Below are 17,677 nucleotides of genomic sequence, written 5' to 3'. Positions count from 1 at the left end.
CGCGCGCCGCCGCGGACCAGCGTGTGGGCATGGCGGAGTTCGAGGCTGTTCAGATCGATCTGTGGTGCGACGACGTCGACCGCTGCGCGGGGTTCTTCCGCCGGCTCGGGATGCCCGAGCGCTTCCGTTTTCCGGCGGAGGGCGAGCCGCACCAGGTCGAGGTGGAGGCCGCGGGCGTGCGGATCGGGTTCACCTCGGCGCGCGCGGGCGCGGAGCTGTACGGCATCCCCACGACGCCCGGCGCGAACACCGAGGTCGTGCTGTGGTGCGACGACGTCGACGGCCTGCACGAGGCCGCGCTCGGCGCGGGAGGCGAGACCGTCACCGGCCCGGCCGACTCGCCGGACGGGCGCCTGCGGTTCGCGTGGCTGCACGATCCCGAGGGTCACCGCGTGAAGTTCGTGCAGGAGCGCGGCTGACCCGTCCGTGCGCGTTCCGGTACGGCGCCGCGCCGCGCCGGCTCCGGGTCGCGACGCCGCGCGCGGCCCTCGTCCCCGGTCCCGGCGGCCGGTGAAGGCCTGCTGACAGGCCCGCGAGCGGTGTGCGAAGCTGCCGGTCGGGAGGGGCGGTGACGGTGGGGCGGGAGCGTACGGAGGACGGGCGGCGGCGGAACGGCACGGTCGGGGCGCCACAGGCCGCGCTGGCGGTGCTGGTCGCCGGCGGGGCGGCCCTGGGAGCCCTGCTGCTGCACCCCGGCACGGACCTGCTCGGCAAGGGCCGCGGACCGCTCGGCGGCAACCCCCTGCTCGTGATCGGCCTCGCCGTGCTGGGGCTGCTGGCCGGCCTGGTCCTGCGCGACGCGTATCTGGGACAGGTCGGCGTCGGCCGCGAACTCGGCCCGATGGAGCAGCGGTTGGTGGACACGGTGAGCCGCGTCCTGATGATCGCGCCCGTGGCCGTCCCGCTGCTCCTGCTGGCCCTGCACCGGTTCGGCGCGGGCGGCGGCGACCCCGGGAGCGGCCTCACGAGAATCCACCTCCCCGTCAAGGAGCTGCCGGGGGTGCCCACGCCCAAGCCGCCGCCCCCTCGGCACCACGACCACCACGACCACGGCATCCACCTGGGACTGATGCGGATCCTGATCGGGCTCGGCATCGCCCTGCTCGTCGCGGCCGTCGTGTGCGCCGGGATCCTCCTGTGGCGCCATCTGACGCGGCCGGCCGGGCCCGGGTCCGGCACGGCCTACGCGGATCCCGACGACGAGCAGGACCGCCTGGCCCAGGCCGTGGACTCCGGCCGACGCGCCCTGCTGGACGGATCCGACGCCCGCACGGCCGTCATCGCCTGCTACGCCGCCATGGAGGATTCGCTCGCCGAGTCCGGCGTGGCCCGGCGCGCCTCCGACAGCCCGCAGGACCTGCTGGAGCGGGCCGTGGCCGGCGGCCTGCCCGCGGAGGCGGCCGCCGCCGAACTCACCGCCCTGTTCCGCGAGGCCCGTTACTCCACGCACCCGATGGACGACGGCCACCGCGACCGGGCGGCGGCCGCGCTCGCCGAGATCGCCGACGGGCTGCGCGCCCGGGCGTCCGGGGCCGAAGCCGGGGCGGGTGCCGAAGCCGGGGCGGGTGCCGAAGCCGTGGCAGGCACCTCGTGACGGCGCCGGGCCGGTTCCGGGCCTTCACCGGGTCCACGCGGGCGCCCGGTTCGGTGCGGCACTCGCTGACCGTGCTCGCCGTCGTCGCGGTCGCCGCGGAGGTGCTGCTCGCCCTGGCCGACGGCGTGGCCGCGGCCGCCACCGGCCTCGCGCTGATCACCGCCGCGGCGCTGGTGCTGGGACGCTTCGCCGCGGGCGGCGGTGCCCAGGACAGCGGCTACCGCCGGCCGGTGCGCCTGATGGGCGGCCGGGCCCCGGCGATCGGCGGATGGCAGAGCATCGTTGCCAAGACCCTCGCGGACGACGCCGAGATGCACCTGCACACCGTCATGCGGCCCCAGTTGCAGCGGCTGTTCGCCGCGCGGCTGGCCGAGCGGCACGGCGTGGCGATGTACCGAGACCCCGAGCGGGCCCGGGCGCTGGTGGGCGCCGACCTGTGGCCGTGGATCGACCCGCGGGCGACCGCTCCCCAGCCCCGGCTCGCCGAGCCCGTCCTGCGGTCCCTGCTCGACCGCCTGGAAGCCCTGTGACCGGTGGCGCTGCGGCCGGCCCGCAGCCCCCGTACCCCGCGCACCGCGACGGCCGGCCCGCACGCCTCGGCACCCGGCCCGTGGCCCCCGAACTGCGGTGCGCACGAACCGCATTGCCCGGCCCGCACCGCGACCCGCAGCCCGCGGCCGCCGGCCCGCGGCGCGCACCCCGACCCCGCCCCGTGAGGATCCGACCGTGACCAGCACGCAGCCCATCCCGGACCACGACACCCTGACACCCCGGCAGGCGGGCGAGCGGGCCTCGGCCGTGCTCGACGAGATCCGCACGGCCGTGGTCGGCAAGCCGGAGCCGCTGGCGCTGGTGATGCTCGGCATCCTCGCCGGCGGCCACGTCCTCATCGAGGACCTGCCGGGGCTCGGGAAGACGCTGCTGGCCCGCTCGTTCGCGACGACCCTCGGCCTGGACTTCCGCCGGATCCAGTTCACCCCGGACCTGCTGCCCTCCGACGTCACCGGCGCGCCGTTCTACGACCAGCGCACCGCCGACATGGTCTTCCGGCCCGGCCCGGTCTTCACGCACCTGCTGCTCGCCGACGAGATCAACCGCACCCCGCCCAAGACGCAGGCGGCGCTGCTGGAGGCGATGGCCGAGTCGCAGGTGTCCATCGACGGCAGCACACGGCGGCTGCCGGATCCCTTCGTGGTCGTCGCCACCGCCAACCCGATCGAGTACGAGGGCACTTACACCCTGCCGGAGGCCCAACTCGACCGGTTCCTGCTGCGGGTGCGGATGGGCTACCTGACCGCGGACCAGGAGACCGGGATGCTGCGCGCGCGGATCGACCGGGCGGCGCCCGAGGCCGTGCTGCGCACCCTCAGCGGACCGGCCGAAGTGCTGGCCATGCGGGCCGCCGTCGAGAGCGTCGAGGTGGACGACGACCTGCTCGGGTACGTCGTCGCGCTGGTCGGCGCCACCCGCGAGCACCCGCACATCCAGGTCGGCGCCTCCCCGCGCGGCGGCCTCGCCCTGGTGCAACTCGCCCGCGCCCGCGCCGTCCTGGACCTGCGGGACTACGTGACCCCCGAGGACGTGAAGTCCGTGGCGGTCCCGGCCCTGGCGCACCGCGTCACCCTCAAGCCGGAGTTGTGGGTCCGGCAGATCGACGGCGACGACGTGATCCGCGAGATCGTGCAGGCCGTACCGGCCCCGCAGACGGTGCCCGCCGCGCAGACCGGGCCGCGGACGCCGGTCGTGTCATGACGGAACCGGTGCCGGACGCCCGGGCCGCCGCGGCCGCACAACGGGCCCTGAACGGCGTCCAGGACGTGACCGCCGAGCCCCCGCCGCCGCCCCCGCCCGGCTGGCGGACCGGCGAACGGGCCTTGCGGCTGAGCACGTTGGCGGTCGTCGCACTGGCCGCCGCGCTGGTCACCGGCCGCGCCTGGGTCCTCGCACTGGCCGCCGTGCCCCTGGCACTGCTCGCTGTCGCCCTGCCGGGCGGCGCGCGCCCGGCGGAGGTGACGGCCGAGACCGAGGTGGAACCGCGGCGGTGCTTCGAGGGCGAGCGGATCACCGTGCGGATCGATGTGTCCCACGACGGCGAGGCCGGCCGCCTGGACCCGGGCGTCACCCTCGGCCACGGGGTGCGGCTCGACCGCCTCACCGTCGGCCCGCGCCGCGTCGACCTGGTCCTGACCGCTCAGCGCTGGGGCCGCTGGACGCTCGGCACGGTCGACGTCGACGTCTACGACCAGGGCGGGCTGGCCCGGAGCACCGTGCGGGCCGAACTCGGCGAGGTCGCCGTCTTCCCGGTACCCGAACACGCCGGGCTGACGCCCATCCCGGTGCGGCTGCCGCAGCGGCTCGGCGAGCACACCGCCGTGCAGCGCGGCGAGGGCGTCGAGGTCACCGGCGTGCACCCGTACGTGCGCGGCGAGCGGCAGCGGCGGATCCACTGGCCGGCCACCACCCGGCGCGGCTCCCTCCAGGTCCACCAGTTCGCCGCGGAACGCACCGCCGACACCGTCGTGCTGCTGGACGTGCTGGCCGACGTGGTCGACCCGGTGACCGGCAGATCCTCGCTCGACGAGACCTTCCGGGCCGCCGCGGGCCTGGTCCGCGCCTACCTGCGCACCCACGACCGGGTCGGTGTCGTGTCGGTGGGCGGCGGGACCCGCTGGCTGCAACCGGGCAGCGGGCAGGGGTACTTCTACCGCATCGTCGAGAGCGTGCTGGAGGTCCGCAAGGACCTGGCGTACCGCACGGCGGGCCTGAGCCGGCTGCCTCCGCCCGCGCTGCCGGAGGGGGCGCTGGTGTACGTGATCACGCCGCTGACCGACCAGCGGATCCTCGACGTCCTGGACCAGGTGCGGGGGCGGGCCAACCCGATGGTCGTGGTGGAGATCCCCTCCGGCGACCCGGTCGTGGAACCCGGCGACTCCGAGGGCGAACTCGCGCTGCGGCTGTGGCGCGCCGACCGCGACGCCATGCGCTTCGCGCTCGTGGAACGCGGCATCGCGGTCGTCGCCCACCGACCGGGCGAGACGCTCGACCTCGCCCTTGCGCCACTGCTCCGGACCCGCATCCGCGGGGGAACGCGATGACCTGCACCGCCGCACGGTCGGCGCGGGCCCAAGTCCCTTTGCGTGCCGATCTTTATGGGCCGCTGGGCGCCCGACTCCGCGTTCACGTACGCACCCAGAGGCCATGGCGGGCCCGACTCCGTGTAGCCGTAAGCGTCCACACATCATGGCGGTCCCGACTCCGTGTAGCCGTAAGCGTCCACACATCATGGCGGTCCCGACTCCGTGTAGCCGTAAGCGTCCACACATCATGGCGGTCCCGACTCCGCGTACGCACGAACCTCCCCGCACCACCGCGAACCCAACTCCCCACCCTCGCCCACCTCCACGCACCGCCGCAGCCCCAACTCCGCACCCTTGCCCACCTCCACACACCGCCGCAGCCACAACTCAGGGCCCGCGCGCATGTCCACGCACCGCCGCAGCCCCAACTCCGCACCCTCGCCCATCTCCACACACCACCGCGGCCCCAACTACGGGCCCGCGCGCACGTCCACGTCGTCAGGGGGAGCCGATGACCACCGTCCCTGACCGGGCCGCCGGGCCGGAGCCGCGCCCGGTCGACCGGCCGATCGCCCGGCTCGCGGCCCGCGTCGCCGGCCGCCCTGCCGACCGGCTGCTGGGTACGGCGCTCGCCGTGGCCGCGTGCAATCCGCCCGCCGTGCTGGACGCGCCGCTGCCCGCGAAGGTGGCGGTGTTCGGGGCGGCGGTGGCGGCGTGGGCGGCCGCGCCGATGGTCGACGCGCGGCCCGTCCTGACGTCCCTGCGCTGGCAGGGCATCGCGGCCCGGCGCCGGACGACCCTGTTGCCGGCCGCGGCGATCGCGGTCGCCGCGGTCACCGACCCGGCGCTGTGGCTGGTCGCCTGCATCGCCGCGCTGCTACTGGCCTACCTGCTCGTCACCGACGCCTGGACCGCCGGGGTCACCGCGCCGCCCGGCTCGGCCGTGCGGCGGCAGACGGCACCGGCGCTGACGGGCGCGGCCGCCGCCGCGGTGGTGCTGCTCGCCGCCCAGGCGCCGGTCGCCGGCACCTCGTGGGCCCGGCTGCCCGCCGCACTCGCCGTCGGCGCGACCGTGGTGTGCCTGGTGCTGGCGCTGCGCGGGAGCCGCCGCCCGCCCGGCTGAGGAGGTCTTCACGTTCCAGAGGTGCTACCAGTTCCCGGCCTGGCTGAACGCGCTGATCCCCGCCGCCCCGGCCCCCCCGCGCCGACCGCCTGACCACCGCGTCCGCCCGTGCCTTGGGCGGCGTCCCGCTCGGTCGGACGGGCTCGCCCCCGCCGCACCTGCCTCGGTCCTGCCAGGGCGGGTGCGGCGAGCGGCCGGGCGCCGCACCCACCCTCCTGTTCGCACCCGCCGCCCGGGACGGGAGACTGCGGGTATCCGCGCCCGGACGGTGGAGGCGTACGGACAGAGGGAGTGGTCGCATGGAGGCGGGGATCGCCGAGTACGAACTGGCCGCGCCCTGGGAGGGGTTCCTCGCCGAGCCGGCCGCGGGTGCGTCTGCCGGTGCGGCACGCGCGGGCGTCGTGGTGCTGTCCGGTTCCAGTGGGCGGATCGAGCGCGAGCGCTGCCGGCTCTTCGCCCGGGCCGGGGTGACCGCGGTGTCGATCCGGTGGTTCGGCGGGCCGGGGCAGCCGCCGGGCATCTGCGAGGTGCCGCTGGAGACCTTCGTCGCCGCGACCGATCTGCTGCGCGAGCGCGGCACCCAACGCGTCAGCGTTCTCGGTGTCTCCAAGGGCGCGGAGGCGGCCCTGCTGGTGTCGACCCTCACGGACCGCGCCGACGCCGTGATCGCCCTCGCCCCGACCTCGGTCGTCTGGGCCAACGTCGGTCCCGGCCGCGACGGTCGGGACCGGCCCTGCCGCTCCAGCTGGACGTGGCAGCGGCGGCCGCTGCCCTTCGTCCCCTACGACGACTCGTGGCGCCCGTCCGAGCCGGACGGCGTTCCGGTCTCCGTACTCGGCTCGTACGAACGGAGCCTGACCACCTACGCGGACCAAGTCCCCTTTGCGGCCGTCCCTGTGGAGAGGTCCGCGGCCGAACTCGTCCTCGTCGCAGGCGGCGCGGACCGGATGTGGCCCTCCCTGCGCTTCGCGGCCGAACTCGCGGATCGCCACGCCGCGACCGGGCGTACGGCGGCCCTGATCTCCCACCCGGACGCGGGCCACCGCACGGTCTTCCCGGGAGAGCAGCCCCCGCCCCCGTCCCCCCGCTTCGATCACGGCGGCACCCCGGAGGCGGACGCGGCCCTCGGCGCCGCCGCCTGGCCCACCGTGCTGGCGACCGTTCTCGGTCCCTGAAATCCTGGGCGCACCCGTCCGTCGCGACCGGAAACCGGTGTGCCGCGTGGGCGGACTCCCCTGCGAAAGGCGGCCGTTGCGCGACTGCTGACCGAGGTCTCCGCTCCACGCCACCAGTGGTCCTCGTGGTCGCCGGTCTCCAGGCCACCGGAAAGTCGACCCTGGCCGAGCTGGTGGCGCACGATCTGGCAGCGCCGGTCTTCGCGTGGGACCGCCTGATGGCTCCGCTCAAGAAGCACCGCATGCTGGCCGGCCTCGACTACGAGAAGTGCCTGGACCTCGGGTTCGACCTGATCCAGTCGCTGGTGCTGAACCAACTCCGGCTGGGACAGCCCGCGATCGTCGACAGCCTCGTCGACCAGCGCCGGATCGACGCGTGGCGGCCGGCCGTCGAGGTCGACGCCCGCATCGACGCGGCCCGGCCCGCCGCGGCCGGCCGGGCTCGGATCAGCGGGCTTGTGCCCGGCGCGTAGCTCGACGCCCCAGACCGTCCGGCCCTGAACCCAACCTCTGGGCAGCCGAGTTGAGGCGGAGCTCGACGAAAAGCAGGTGCCGTGGGCATGGGGTGCCGGGAGGATGCCCTGCGTGACCGTTCAGCAGCCGAGCAGCGACGTCCCGCCCCGCGCCGTCCTCGACGCGTTCGGTGTGCGGGGCGATCCGGTCCCCCTGGCCGGTGGGCAGGGACGGAGCGTTCTCGTCGGCGGGTGGGTGTTCAAGCCCCTTGACGGAGCCGAGGAGGAGGCCGACTGGGCCGCCTCCCTCTTCGAGGAGTTGGCGCCGAGCCGTGGCTTCCGCGTCCCACGGCCGCTCCGGGCCGCCGACGGGCGCTGTGTCGTGGACGGTTGGAGCGCCGGGGAGTTCGTGGCCGGCGAATCGGGTCCGGCGGGACGCTGGGCCGATGTACTCGGCGCCGGCCGCGCGTTCCACGCCGCCCTGCGGCGGCAGCCCCGGCCCGGCTTCCTCGACCGGCGTACGGACGCCTGGGCCGTGGCCGACCGGGTCGCGTGGGACGAGCAGTCCGCCGAGGTCGTCGAGGATCTCGCCCCGACGTTCCAGTCTCTGCTGGACCTGAAGCGCGCCGTGCCGCAGGACGCGGCCCAGCTCGTCCACGGCGACCTCACCGGCAACGTCCTCGTCGCCGCGGGCGACGTGCCCACCGTGATCGACTTCTCGCCGTACTGGCGACCCCCGCTGTTCGCCGAGGCCGTCGTCGTCGCCGACGGCCTGCTCTGGTTCGACCTCCCGCCCGGCCTGCTGACGCGCGGCAGCGACCACCCCCACTGGCCCCAGATGCTGCTCCGGGCCCTGGTCTTCAGACTCGTCGCCCACAGCGAGAACGCGGGTCCGGCCGGGCGGGCTCAGCCCGGCGAGCCGGAACGGTACGCCCGAGCGGCCGAGGTCGTGGCACGACTCTTGACGGGCCGTCAGGACTAGTCCGTCCCTTTCGGATCGCCGAATCGCCCGGTGCGCAAAGGGCGCTGGGCCGAACCGCCGTCCCGGCCACCGGGTGCGGCGACTCGTGCGAGATGGAGGCAGTGCGCACCAGGGTCAGCGCACGCCGAGGGGCAGGCGACCCCGCAAGGAACCTGGCGGAGCCCAAACCGGAATGAACGCCGCCGATGAGGAGGTACTCCGAGGAGTTCCCCCCACGTGCTACCGCCGGTAACCTGCTGCCTCCGGGCGCGGTTCACCCGCACCCGGTGTCATGTACGACCCTCCAGCACCGCGGAGGAGTATCCCCGACCGGTCCGGCCGGGGTTACCACCGTTCCGGCCCCCGGGCGAAGCGCCCCCGGGGCCGGACTGCCACAGGGAGTGCACATGAACCGTCTGCGCGGCCTTCTCTCACGGCCTCGCCGAGTAATCCTGCACGCGGCGGCCGTGGCCGCCGTGGCGTTCGGGCTGGTCGCCACGTCCACGGGCGCGGCCCAGGCCGTCTCGTTGCACATCGACTACCCCGTGTCGGGGACGACGTACGTCAAGGGCGCGGGGTCCAGCATGCCGCTGGGCCCCGGCCAGCTCTCGTCGACGCTCGACTCCGACACCTGGACCGTCACGGCCGCCACGAGCCTGCCCGACGCGACGCTCAAGTTCTGGACCCTCGACCTGATTCCGGTCACCGCCAAGGTGCAGTTCGTCGAGGCGCAGCCCACCGTGGGGACGATCGACCCCTACACCGGAGCCCTGTCCACGACGTCGTACTTCACCATCAAGATCAAGCAGTTGATCGTCGCCGGGATCCCGCAGCTCATCGGTGACTCGTGCCAGACGGAGTCCCCGGCGGTGATCCCGCTGACGTCCGGAGCGGACTGGGGCGTCATCAAGGGCGGCACCCTGAGCGGGACGTACACGATCCCGAACTTCCACAACTGCATCCTGGAAGCGCCGCTGATCAACCTGATAGTGCCGGGTGCCGGCAACACGATCTCGCTCCTGCTCGGCCCCGCCGAGAGCTAGCAGCGGCCCCGCCGTGCCCCTGGCGCCCTCCGGGTGTGCTGGGCCCTGGACCCAGGGGCACGGACGGCCGCTCCCCCGGCCACGCAGCAGGCTCGGCCCCGACGTTCGCCTGCGCCGGTAATCCCGGGACGGGATCCCGCCGATGAGACGTCCACCCGTGGCCGGCACGGCCTCGGCAGCCGGCGCATCCGCGCCCGCGGCAGTACAGGCCCCCCGGCGAGCCCACCATCGGTGGGGCCGCTCAGCGGTTCGCTGAGAGCAGCGCGGCCGAGGGCTGCGGACTCCTCAACCCCCGTGGTGGACATCCGACCCATGCCGTGGGGCGGTTGCTGGTTCGGCCCCGTCGGTTGAGCGGCGGGGCCTCCGCGATCACTCCGGTCGGCGGTTGTACGCGTCGAGCGTGGCCCGGTTCGTCGAGGCGTCCTGGAGCACCAGCTCCCACGGCCCCGTGTTCACGTCGAATTCCTTGCCGAACCCGACCCACTTGCCCGACATGCGGCGGCCGGTCGGCTCGACGAGCAGTTGAATCGCCCCGTGGTAGCGGGCCCCGCGGTAGTAGCCATCCGATGCGGTCTGCTCGGTCCACGTTCCCGTGACGACGTTCCGGTCGACCTCGAGGTCCATCGTCAACGGCGAGTCCGACGAGCCGGGCAGGGAGCGGACGGTAAGGCGGTCGCCGTGCTGGAGGACGACCACGTAGTGCGCGCCGTTGAAGGATGCGTCGCGGCCGGAGGAGAAGTACTCGTAGCGGCTGAGCCACACGCCGGAGAAACTGCCGTACTCCGTGCGCGGTGCAGCATGCGTGTTCACCTGACCGGCGGGTGGTGCGATGCCATCCGGCTCGGGGGTCACGTCGTGGCCACCCTGGCCGTCCCCGGCGACACTGACTTGGGGTACGGGCACGGAGAAGCCGAGGGAGGCCAGCGGCAGGCCGGTGACCGCTTCCAGGGCGCGGGCGTAGACGGGCCGGGGCTGGACGATGATGCCGGACTCCCAGCGCTGAACGAGGCGTTTGCTGGCGTCGTTGGGTTCTCCGGCGCGGGCGCCGGCCTCACGGATCGCTCGGGCCATGTCGTCCTGGGACAGCAACATGCCCATGCGGATGGCGCGCAGAGTGGCGTTTGGTGTTGCCATGCGATCACGGTAGCTCGAACCGGCCGCCAGTGACACCGAAATGACGCCCCGTGCGTCCTCGAAATGACGCCTCCCATGACGCCGCATCAGGCGACATTCCGGGGTCATGGTGACGGCATGACTGCGAAGCGTGCCCACCCGGGACTGACGATCCGGGTCTACAGGGTCAACCCGGTAACCGGCGGCCGCACCACGGTCAAGGAACGAACCGAGCTGACCCCGGCTGACGAACCAGCCACCACGTGGGCCTGGCCCACCTGCTCCCATCACAGCCGCCGGCGGCGAGCACCTCGGCGAGCGGCTCATGCGCCGCTACGTCTACGACACCATCCCCGCGGTGACCGGCCGCTGGGTACGCCTGCGCGACACCGGCGCCGAGGTAACGCTGTGCGTCAAGGAGATCAGCTCCGACGCCATCGACGGCACCCGGGAAACCGAGACGACGGTCGGCGACTTCGAAACCGTCCACGCCGTACTCGAGCAGTTGGGGCTGACGGCGCGCTCTTACCAGGAGAACCGGCGGGACTCCTGGTTGCTGGACGGCGTCCGGCTGGAGATCGACACCTGGCCCCGGTACTGGTCGCGGATCTCCTCCGCGTCCTCCCATGTCAGCACCACCACTTGCGAGCGGGTGCCGCTGGTCATCCAGCAGAACGCGTAGGCCAGGATCCCGGGCCCGCGGTCCTTCTGATCGAAGTGGGTGTGCCAGAACGAGTCGGTCCGGCCCTCGGCACGGGCGTACCCATCCTCCAACCCGGCAGATCCTTCGGGCCGATCGTCGCCGCTTCCAATTGGGCCTGGCTGAGCATCCGCGCGGGCCGCACGCTCCGTCCCTGCCGTGCACCGGTCACCTTGGAATGTGAATCTGTTGTCGCAGCGGTCGCCTTCGACGCCGCCGCGCCCTTCGAAGGCGCCGTCGCGGACCCCTTCGCGTCCGCCGCATGCCCCTCGCCGCCGCACGCTGTTGCGGCCACTGCGATCAACGTCACGCACACTGCTGCAACTCGTGAAGCCCGCATGGCATGTACCCCCCTGCCTCTCGGCCGGTCATGATGCCATGGGTAAAGCCGCGCCACCGGTCCGGTCGCCTCGCCGATGTCACTCGGTAATCGTCCTGGCCAAAGGTCGCTGGGGCGTACGAGATGGTCGGCACCAGCGGGAGGTATGTTGTCGGTGCGCAAGGGGGTTCCGAGCGCTGCCGCGGCAGCAGATGCCGCCGTCCTGTGGGGGGACACCACGTGGCCAGAAGCTTGCACGCCCTGAGACTCACGGCCGCTTGTGCGGTCACCGCGGCCCTGGCCGCCGGGACGCTTGCCGCCGCAGGCGGCGCGAGCGCGGACTCGACCTTCGTCCCGACGGTGCGCGACCTGTCGCTGGGCCCCGGCCACAGTTGGGAGGTGTCGGCCGGCGCGTACGGCACCCCGAACGGCACGGCTGTCTACGTGTTCAGCAAGAAGCCGCTGACCGACTCCACCTGGGCCGCCGGCGGCCTGCCGGCCGGCCTGTCCGCGTCGGTCTCCGGTACCACCTGCAAGCCGTACGCCGGGGTGGCGGGCGTCTACACCTGTCCGGTCACCGACGAGAACGCGCTGGACTCGCCGACCGTCAACGCGGCCGCCAGCGCCGCGAACCACACCACCGCGTACGTCGGCGCTGCGTACGCGCCACGCGGTGCCAGCCTGACCACGGCGATCAAGGCCGCGGAGTTGGCCGCCACCACGTCGACCGCGGACGTGCAGACCGCGGCCACGGTCACCGTGCTGACCGCCGCCGAGGTGGCCAAGAGCACCGTCCAGATCACCACGCCCGACGTGCCGCTGAGCTCGTCGACGGTGCACACGGTGCACGTCCACGCGGCCGACCCCGCCTACCTGTCGGTGAACTTCACGCCCACCCCCGACGAGCGGTGGAACGACCTGGAAGAGATCGATGTCAAGGTGACCGCCGTCGACGGCGGCCCCACCGACGCATGCGACCACACGCTCGACTCGGCGGCCGCGGGTGGCGACGCCGCTCGCTGCCAACTGCCGGCGGGCGACTACACCATCACCTACACGCTCACCTCCGGCCCCAAGGTCGCGGCCTGGAAACTCGTCGCGGACGCCGTGCTCCAGGTGGTCGAATACGGCAGCGACAACCCTGAGGCCACCAGCACCTTCAAGATCCTCAGCCCATACCCGGTTACCGAGCGATACCGCCTCTTCGGCCGCTCCTCGAACGGATCCGTCATGGTGTACGACGGAACGGGGAGCGCGAGCAGGCCCTTCCAACAGGGCGACTACTTCGACGACGGCTGGCAGATCTACAACACCGCCACCGCACTGTCCGCAGTCACCGAGCACGGCACCGGTGACGCCGTCGCCCGGGACAAAAGCGGCATCCTCTGGTACTACCGCGGCACCGGCACCCATGACTGGGACATCTTCAAGCCGCGCACCAAGGTCGGCGGAGGCTGGAACACCTACAACACGATTGTCGGCGCGGGCGACCTGACCGGCGACGGCAGGGCCGACCTGCTGGGCCGTGACGCCTCCGGCGTCCTCTGGCTCTACAGGGGCACCGGCAGCACCACGGCGCCGTTCGCCGCGCGCACGAGGATCGGCGGCGGCTGGAACACCTACAAGTCCCTGACCGCCACCGGCGACCTGACCGGGGACGGCAAGGCGGACCTGATCGCCGTCGACAGCTCCGGCGTCCTCTGGCTCTACAAGGGCACCGGCAACGCCGCCGCTCCCTACGCCGCCCGCACCAAGGTCGGCACCGGCTGGGGCGGCTACACCGCGCTCGTCGGACCCGGCGACCTGACGTCGGACGGCAAGAGCGACTTCATTGCCCGCGACTCCACCGGTGTGCTGTGGCTCTACAAGGGCACGGGCAACGCCGCAGCTCCCTACGCCGCGCGCACGAAGATCGGCGGAGGCTGGAACACCTACAACCTGATGTTCTGACACGTCAGTTCACCCCGGGGCCCTCCCCTGGCCGTGCGACCCCACGCCGCACGGCCCGCGGGCCTTGGACCTTCGCCGTTTGCCCCGCCGCCTTCACGACAGGGGTAACGAACGGGCGAATCCTGGCGCTCGGGGTCGCCCGCAAGGTGAGAGCAGCGGCTGTGGACATGCCAGAAAACGACGCCGAGCCCTGGTCAGATGTGCTCTGACCAGGGCTCCAGCGGTAGGCCGTGTGGGACTCGAACCCACAACCAATGGATTAAAAGCCCTGGCCAGGGCGTGCCAGGCGGTGGCGGACGGTGGGCCGCCATCCCAAACCCGCAGGTCAGGCGGACCGAGGTTGTCGCCCTGTCCCCGCCGCACCGCCCGGTGCCACCACATCCGCTCACGCATCGCTCACGCAAGTAGAGCGCTGGCCGGCAACCGGGGGCATCAGGGAGGAAGCGGTTGGTGGCCCGCCATTCGGCGAGACTGAAGGCGTCGGCGCAGATCCCTAGCGGCTCATCCACGCCCCGAACGCTTCGACCAGACCGGCGTAGAACTTCTCATCCGGTACAGCCCCCGGGTTCTTGCTGGCCTCGTAGAAGGCGACATTCGTAAACCTTGCGGACGTCGAAGCGTTGAGGTTCTTGAAGAAGGCGAGCTTTCCGCGCCCGAAGCCCACGAACAGCCAGAACACCCCCAGGCTCCCAGTGTTCTGCAGCAGAGAGCGGAACTCCGACTTGTCCCAGGGTTCGTCCCCAACCTGGACGATGACGAAGGCAGGGTCGCGGGCTCCGGACTCCTGGTAGTGCGTGACCGCGGCACGCATAGCTGCGCCTACATTGCCCCAGCCCCAGTCGACCTGTGTGTGCAGTTGCCCGATCCGACCCCGATAGTTGTCGAGGCGGATCTCCTCCATGAACGGTTCGTTCCCGCTGGAGAAGATGACTGGCACGGTTCCGTCGTCGTCGAGGTTCGCTGAGAGGGCCAGAACTCGCTCCGCAAACGCCTGAACCGCGAACGACTCGTACAGTTCCTCCATGGCCCAGTCGTGATCGAGGATGAGGTACACCGCCGCGCGCTTGTCGGCTGCTCCAGTGCGTGCAAGCGCCTGACTTGCTTGGCGCGTGGTGGCCAGCAGGGCCGGCGCCTGCGCTTCGACTTTCGACAGACTGAGCTGACCGTTGCTGGAGGCTGCCGAGGCTGTTCTCGGGTTGGGCAGTTGCGGCGTTGACGCTGCCGGCTCCGGATCCACATCAACGCCGTAGTCGGTAGCGAGGCCGGCCAACCCGGAGGCGTAGCCCTGGCCAACCGCCCGAACCTTCCAGCCTCCCGCGCGGCGATAGATCTCCGCGAGTACGACGACGGTCTCCCCCGCCACGAAGTCCGGCGGGGTAAAGGTCACTCCGGCGCCGTTCCCCTGGCTGGCAGTGAGAATCGGTGCGGTGGTGAACACCGCTCCTGGATGGGAGGGATCCACGCTGGCGACAACCACTACTGTTGCGACGCTTGCTGGGATACGAGGAAGGTCAGCAGAGACAGTGTTGCCCGTGAGACTCACGCCGTCCTGTGCCGGATGATTGTAGAAGACCAGGTCGCCATCGCTCCGGACCTTGCCGTCCGCGCCCAGCAGAAGCGCCGAGATGTCCACGAGCGTCCCTCTCGTTGCCACCTGTAACGCGACAGGTTGCAACTCAAGACCCGCATTCCCACCCTTGCCCAGAGATACCGCTTGCATACGCGTCGAACATCCCCTCATGCACCCATTCATGGCCTGCAGGTACAAACCGTAGCGACGCAACCACCGCGATGAGCAGGAATACGGAAGGCCAGTCGTCCCCTTAGCCATCTTCCTTGGCGGGGTAGGTACAGACGGTGTTGCCGGACCCTCCGACCCGGCTGCGTGCCGTGATCGCGGATCAGACGGCAACGGATGCCGAGGCGTCCGACGGAAGGCGCGGGATGTCAGCACATCCGCGCACGTATACGGCCGCCTGGCAGGCTTCACCTCATCGTCACCGGGTCATCCTGCCCCATACTCGTCAGTGTGACGTGAAGTCGCCCGAACGGGCCGCCCGAGGCTGCCGCGTCTGAGATGCTGAGGCAGATCGAGAGGGGCCGCGGCGATGCAGTGGAAGATCCACGGAGAACGTCCGATCTACGAGAACCCATGGGTGAACGTGTGGTTGGTCGATGTCGAGCAGCCGGACGGGCGGCGGTGGGAGCATCACGTGCTCAAGCTGCGACACCTGGCAGTGGCCGCCGTGGTGAACAGCGAGAAGCAGGTCCTGATGATGTGGCGCCATCGCTTCATCACGGACTCATGGGCCTGGGAACTGCCCATGGGACTGGTCGAACCCGGCGAGACCCCGGCCGAGGCTGCCGCCCGCGAGGCCATGGAGGAGACCGGTTGGCGCACCAGCGAGATGAAGCCGCTGATCTATGCCCAGCCGGCCAACGGAATCACCGACTCGGAGCACTTTGTCTTCCGCGCCGACGCGGTCGAGTACGCCGGCCCGCCGACCGAACTCAACGAGTCCGACCGGCTTGAATGGATCCCGCTGTCCGAGTTGCGCGGCATGATCGACCGCCGTGAAATCGTCAGCAGCGGGACGCTCGTGGGAGTCCTCTACCTGCTGCTGGACGAGGCCGGACTCTGATCAGCCTGCGCTCCCCGCCAGCCGGGCGTCCAGCTCCGCGACCGGCCGGAACGTGCGGAATGGCGTGAGTAGGTGACGGAGGTCCCGCAAGTGTGCGGTCACGCGAGGCGAGTCGACGGTCGCGGACAGGTCCAGGGCGTCACTCGCCGCCCGGCAGGCCTCCTCCAGCTCGCCGCGTTGCAACTGGGTCCTCGCCAGCCAGAAGGAATGGAAGGCCCGGCTGCGCAGGTTCATCTCCGGCTCATCGCGCAGAGCTTCCGCGATCAACGGTTCGGCAGCACCCACGTCCCCGAGCTGCCCGAGGGCGATGCCGATGTCCACCGTGAGCTTGGTCCGGTCGAAGTAACTCACCCACGGTGGGTCGTCGTCTGCGGATCCGACCCGCCCGAACTGCAACTGCGCCTCGGCGATAGCCGCATGGGTCGCCGGTCGGTCGCGTGCGCTCGCGTGGCCGAACGCTTCGCGGACGCACAGCATCGCCATCAGTCTCGGAGTGCCGCCGTCGTGGCGGGCAACATCCTGGGCGCTCCGTGCGAGCGTGACGGCTTCCTCGGCCCGGTCCTGATAAGTGGCTTGGAGGCTCAGACAGGCGAGGACGTTGGCGACGAAGGCCCTGTCGTCGATTGCGCGGGCCAGGCGCAGGGACTGGGTGAAGTACGCCCTCGCGGTGCTGTACTGCCGTGCGTCGAAAAGCGTCCAACCGGCCAGCCGGGCGAGTTCCGCAGCGATGCCGTGCAGACTGCGCCGATAGTTCGGATCCGTGCTGTCGGACAGTAAGCCTATGACGTACCTGAGTTGCCCCATCACAGCCGGCCGTAGGGCCTCGCCACCGTGCTCGTCGTCCCGCCGCCAGTAATCCTCGATCGAGGTCTGGAGGGACCGAAGCGTGCTCGGTGTTACTTTCGTGGCCGCCGCGATGGCGAGAATGCCGTCCAGATCCTCTGGCTGTCCTGGGAGGAAGCTCGGTTCAGGGATTCCTTGGGCACATCTGTGCTCGGGCGGAGCAGGGGCCGGTGCTCGTTCCTCCCAGTCCCGCGGCGCAAGGCCGAGCATGTGACCGGGAAGCCGTAGGCCGTCCGCGACGCGTTCGATCACGCTCATGTTCGTGATGGTCCGGCGGCCGGAGATGACCTCGCCGACCCTGCTCGGCGTCAGTTCACACTGGCGGGCGATGCGTGAGACGTGAAGCCCGCCCCTTGCCTTCGCCAAGCCGAAGACCTTCGTGAAGTCCCGCTCGGCGCAGGCAGCGATCATCTCGGGATCCGCCAGCAGGCGACTGGGCAGGCCGACCGCTGCCGCGGGTTCGATCATGTCCGGCGCCCCCTCGTACGGGAGTGTGATCGCTCACCGTCACACGAGATCACTTACTGCGAGTTTACCCACCATGGGTGTCCACGCTGGCCTTATCCCAGAACGGGCCGCTGGAACAGTCTGGGATTCCCTCCAGGAGCTGCCCTCCGGAGGAAGCGACAAGCCCCGTGCTGCACCGAAGTCAGTGGCATGACACGGCATCCAGCGTCTCGAAAGG

15 protein-coding genes and 1 pseudogene are annotated in these 17,677 nt (G+C 71.8%); 13 read left to right on the top strand and 3 right to left on the bottom strand.

The genetic code is table 11. The features are described 5' to 3' along the window. Window positions 1-29: 29 nt before the first annotated feature. From ACH4TG_RS07240 to ACH4TG_RS07195, 10 genes are all read left to right on the top strand, one after another. Window positions 30-419 (top strand): VOC family protein, encoded by a 390-nt coding sequence (locus tag ACH4TG_RS07240; RefSeq protein ID WP_398241142.1) that lies wholly within the window; start codon window positions 30-32, stop codon window positions 417-419. Window positions 420-568: 149 nt separating this feature from the next. Beyond that, window positions 569-1,594: a DUF4129 domain-containing protein gene (locus ACH4TG_RS07235; RefSeq protein WP_398241141.1), complete on the top strand. Its 1,026-nt coding sequence runs from the start codon at window positions 569-571 to the stop codon at window positions 1,592-1,594. After that, entirely contained in the window at window positions 1,591-2,124 is a 534-nt protein-coding gene (locus ACH4TG_RS07230) for a hypothetical protein (RefSeq protein ID WP_398241140.1), read from the top strand. The genes ACH4TG_RS07235 and ACH4TG_RS07230 overlap by 4 nt, the downstream gene beginning before the upstream one ends. 196 nt (window positions 2,125-2,320) lie before the next feature. After that, window positions 2,321-3,346, top strand: coding sequence for an AAA family ATPase (locus ACH4TG_RS07225; protein WP_398241139.1), 1,026 nt, complete (start codon window positions 2,321-2,323; stop codon window positions 3,344-3,346). Continuing rightward, entirely contained in the window at window positions 3,343-4,689 is a 1,347-nt protein-coding gene (locus ACH4TG_RS07220; RefSeq protein ID WP_398241138.1) for a DUF58 domain-containing protein, read from the top strand. Before ACH4TG_RS07225 ends, ACH4TG_RS07220 begins: the two co-directional genes overlap by 4 nt. A gap of 493 nt (window positions 4,690-5,182) precedes the next feature. Then, window positions 5,183-5,794, top strand: a complete 612-nt coding sequence (locus ACH4TG_RS07215) for a hypothetical protein (RefSeq protein WP_398241137.1) — start codon at window positions 5,183-5,185, stop codon at window positions 5,792-5,794. Window positions 5,795-6,093: 299 nt separating this feature from the next. Continuing rightward, on the top strand, window positions 6,094-6,969 hold the full coding sequence (locus ACH4TG_RS07210; protein WP_398241136.1) for an acyl-CoA thioester hydrolase/BAAT C-terminal domain-containing protein: 876 nt from the start codon (window positions 6,094-6,096) through the stop codon (window positions 6,967-6,969). A 125-nt stretch (window positions 6,970-7,094) separates the two neighbouring features. Continuing rightward, on the top strand, window positions 7,095-7,442 hold the full coding sequence (locus ACH4TG_RS07205) for a hypothetical protein (protein WP_398241135.1): 348 nt from the start codon (window positions 7,095-7,097) through the stop codon (window positions 7,440-7,442). 112 nt (window positions 7,443-7,554) lie between these two features. Then, complete coding sequence (locus ACH4TG_RS07200; protein ID WP_398241134.1) at window positions 7,555-8,403, top strand: aminoglycoside phosphotransferase; 849 nt, start codon at window positions 7,555-7,557, stop codon at window positions 8,401-8,403. Between the two features lie 386 nt (window positions 8,404-8,789). Then, the gene (locus ACH4TG_RS07195) at window positions 8,790-9,425 is read left to right on the top strand and encodes a hypothetical protein (protein WP_398241133.1); all 636 of its coding nucleotides are present in this window, start codon (window positions 8,790-8,792) and stop codon (window positions 9,423-9,425) included. A gap of 369 nt (window positions 9,426-9,794) precedes the next feature. Here the strand turns inward: ACH4TG_RS07195 and ACH4TG_RS07190 are convergent, their stop codons facing one another. Beyond that, complete coding sequence (locus ACH4TG_RS07190) at window positions 9,795-10,559, bottom strand: XRE family transcriptional regulator (protein ID WP_398241132.1); 765 nt, start codon at window positions 10,557-10,559, stop codon at window positions 9,795-9,797. A gap of 223 nt (window positions 10,560-10,782) precedes the next feature. On the opposite strand from ACH4TG_RS07190, the pseudogene ACH4TG_RS07185 reads away from it, so the two are divergent. Together ACH4TG_RS07185 and ACH4TG_RS07180 are read left to right on the top strand one after the other, a co-directional pair. Beyond that, window positions 10,783-11,133, top strand: a pseudogene (locus ACH4TG_RS07185) (hypothetical protein); the annotation flags it as partial. Window positions 11,134-11,797: 664 nt separating this feature from the next. Next, window positions 11,798-13,507: an FG-GAP-like repeat-containing protein gene (locus ACH4TG_RS07180; RefSeq protein ID WP_398241131.1), complete on the top strand. Its 1,710-nt coding sequence runs from the start codon at window positions 11,798-11,800 to the stop codon at window positions 13,505-13,507. A 493-nt stretch (window positions 13,508-14,000) separates the two neighbouring features. Here the strand turns inward: ACH4TG_RS07180 and ACH4TG_RS07175 are convergent, their stop codons facing one another. Then, window positions 14,001-15,140 carry a VWA domain-containing protein gene (locus tag ACH4TG_RS07175; RefSeq protein WP_398241130.1) on the bottom strand — a complete coding sequence of 380 codons (1,140 nt, stop codon included), beginning with the start codon at window positions 15,138-15,140 and terminating at the stop codon, window positions 14,001-14,003. Between the two features lie 475 nt (window positions 15,141-15,615). Here ACH4TG_RS07175 and ACH4TG_RS07170 point away from each other — a divergent pair, with 475 nt between their 5' ends. Continuing rightward, window positions 15,616-16,149 carry an NUDIX domain-containing protein gene (locus ACH4TG_RS07170; RefSeq protein WP_398241129.1) on the top strand — a complete coding sequence of 178 codons (534 nt, stop codon included), beginning with the start codon at window positions 15,616-15,618 and terminating at the stop codon, window positions 16,147-16,149. On the opposite strand, the gene ACH4TG_RS07165 is transcribed toward ACH4TG_RS07170, so the two are convergent. Next, window positions 16,150-17,460, bottom strand: a complete 1,311-nt coding sequence (locus ACH4TG_RS07165; protein WP_398241128.1) for a hypothetical protein — start codon at window positions 17,458-17,460, stop codon at window positions 16,150-16,152. Window positions 17,461-17,677 lie beyond the last annotated feature (217 nt).

Source organism: Streptomyces sp. NPDC020917, from assembly GCF_044333795.1.
In the GTDB taxonomy this organism is placed as follows: Bacteria; Actinomycetota; Actinomycetes; order Streptomycetales; family Streptomycetaceae; genus Actinacidiphila.
Note: the sequence above shows the minus strand (reverse complement) of the source record. Positions and strands in the feature narration are given on the sequence as shown.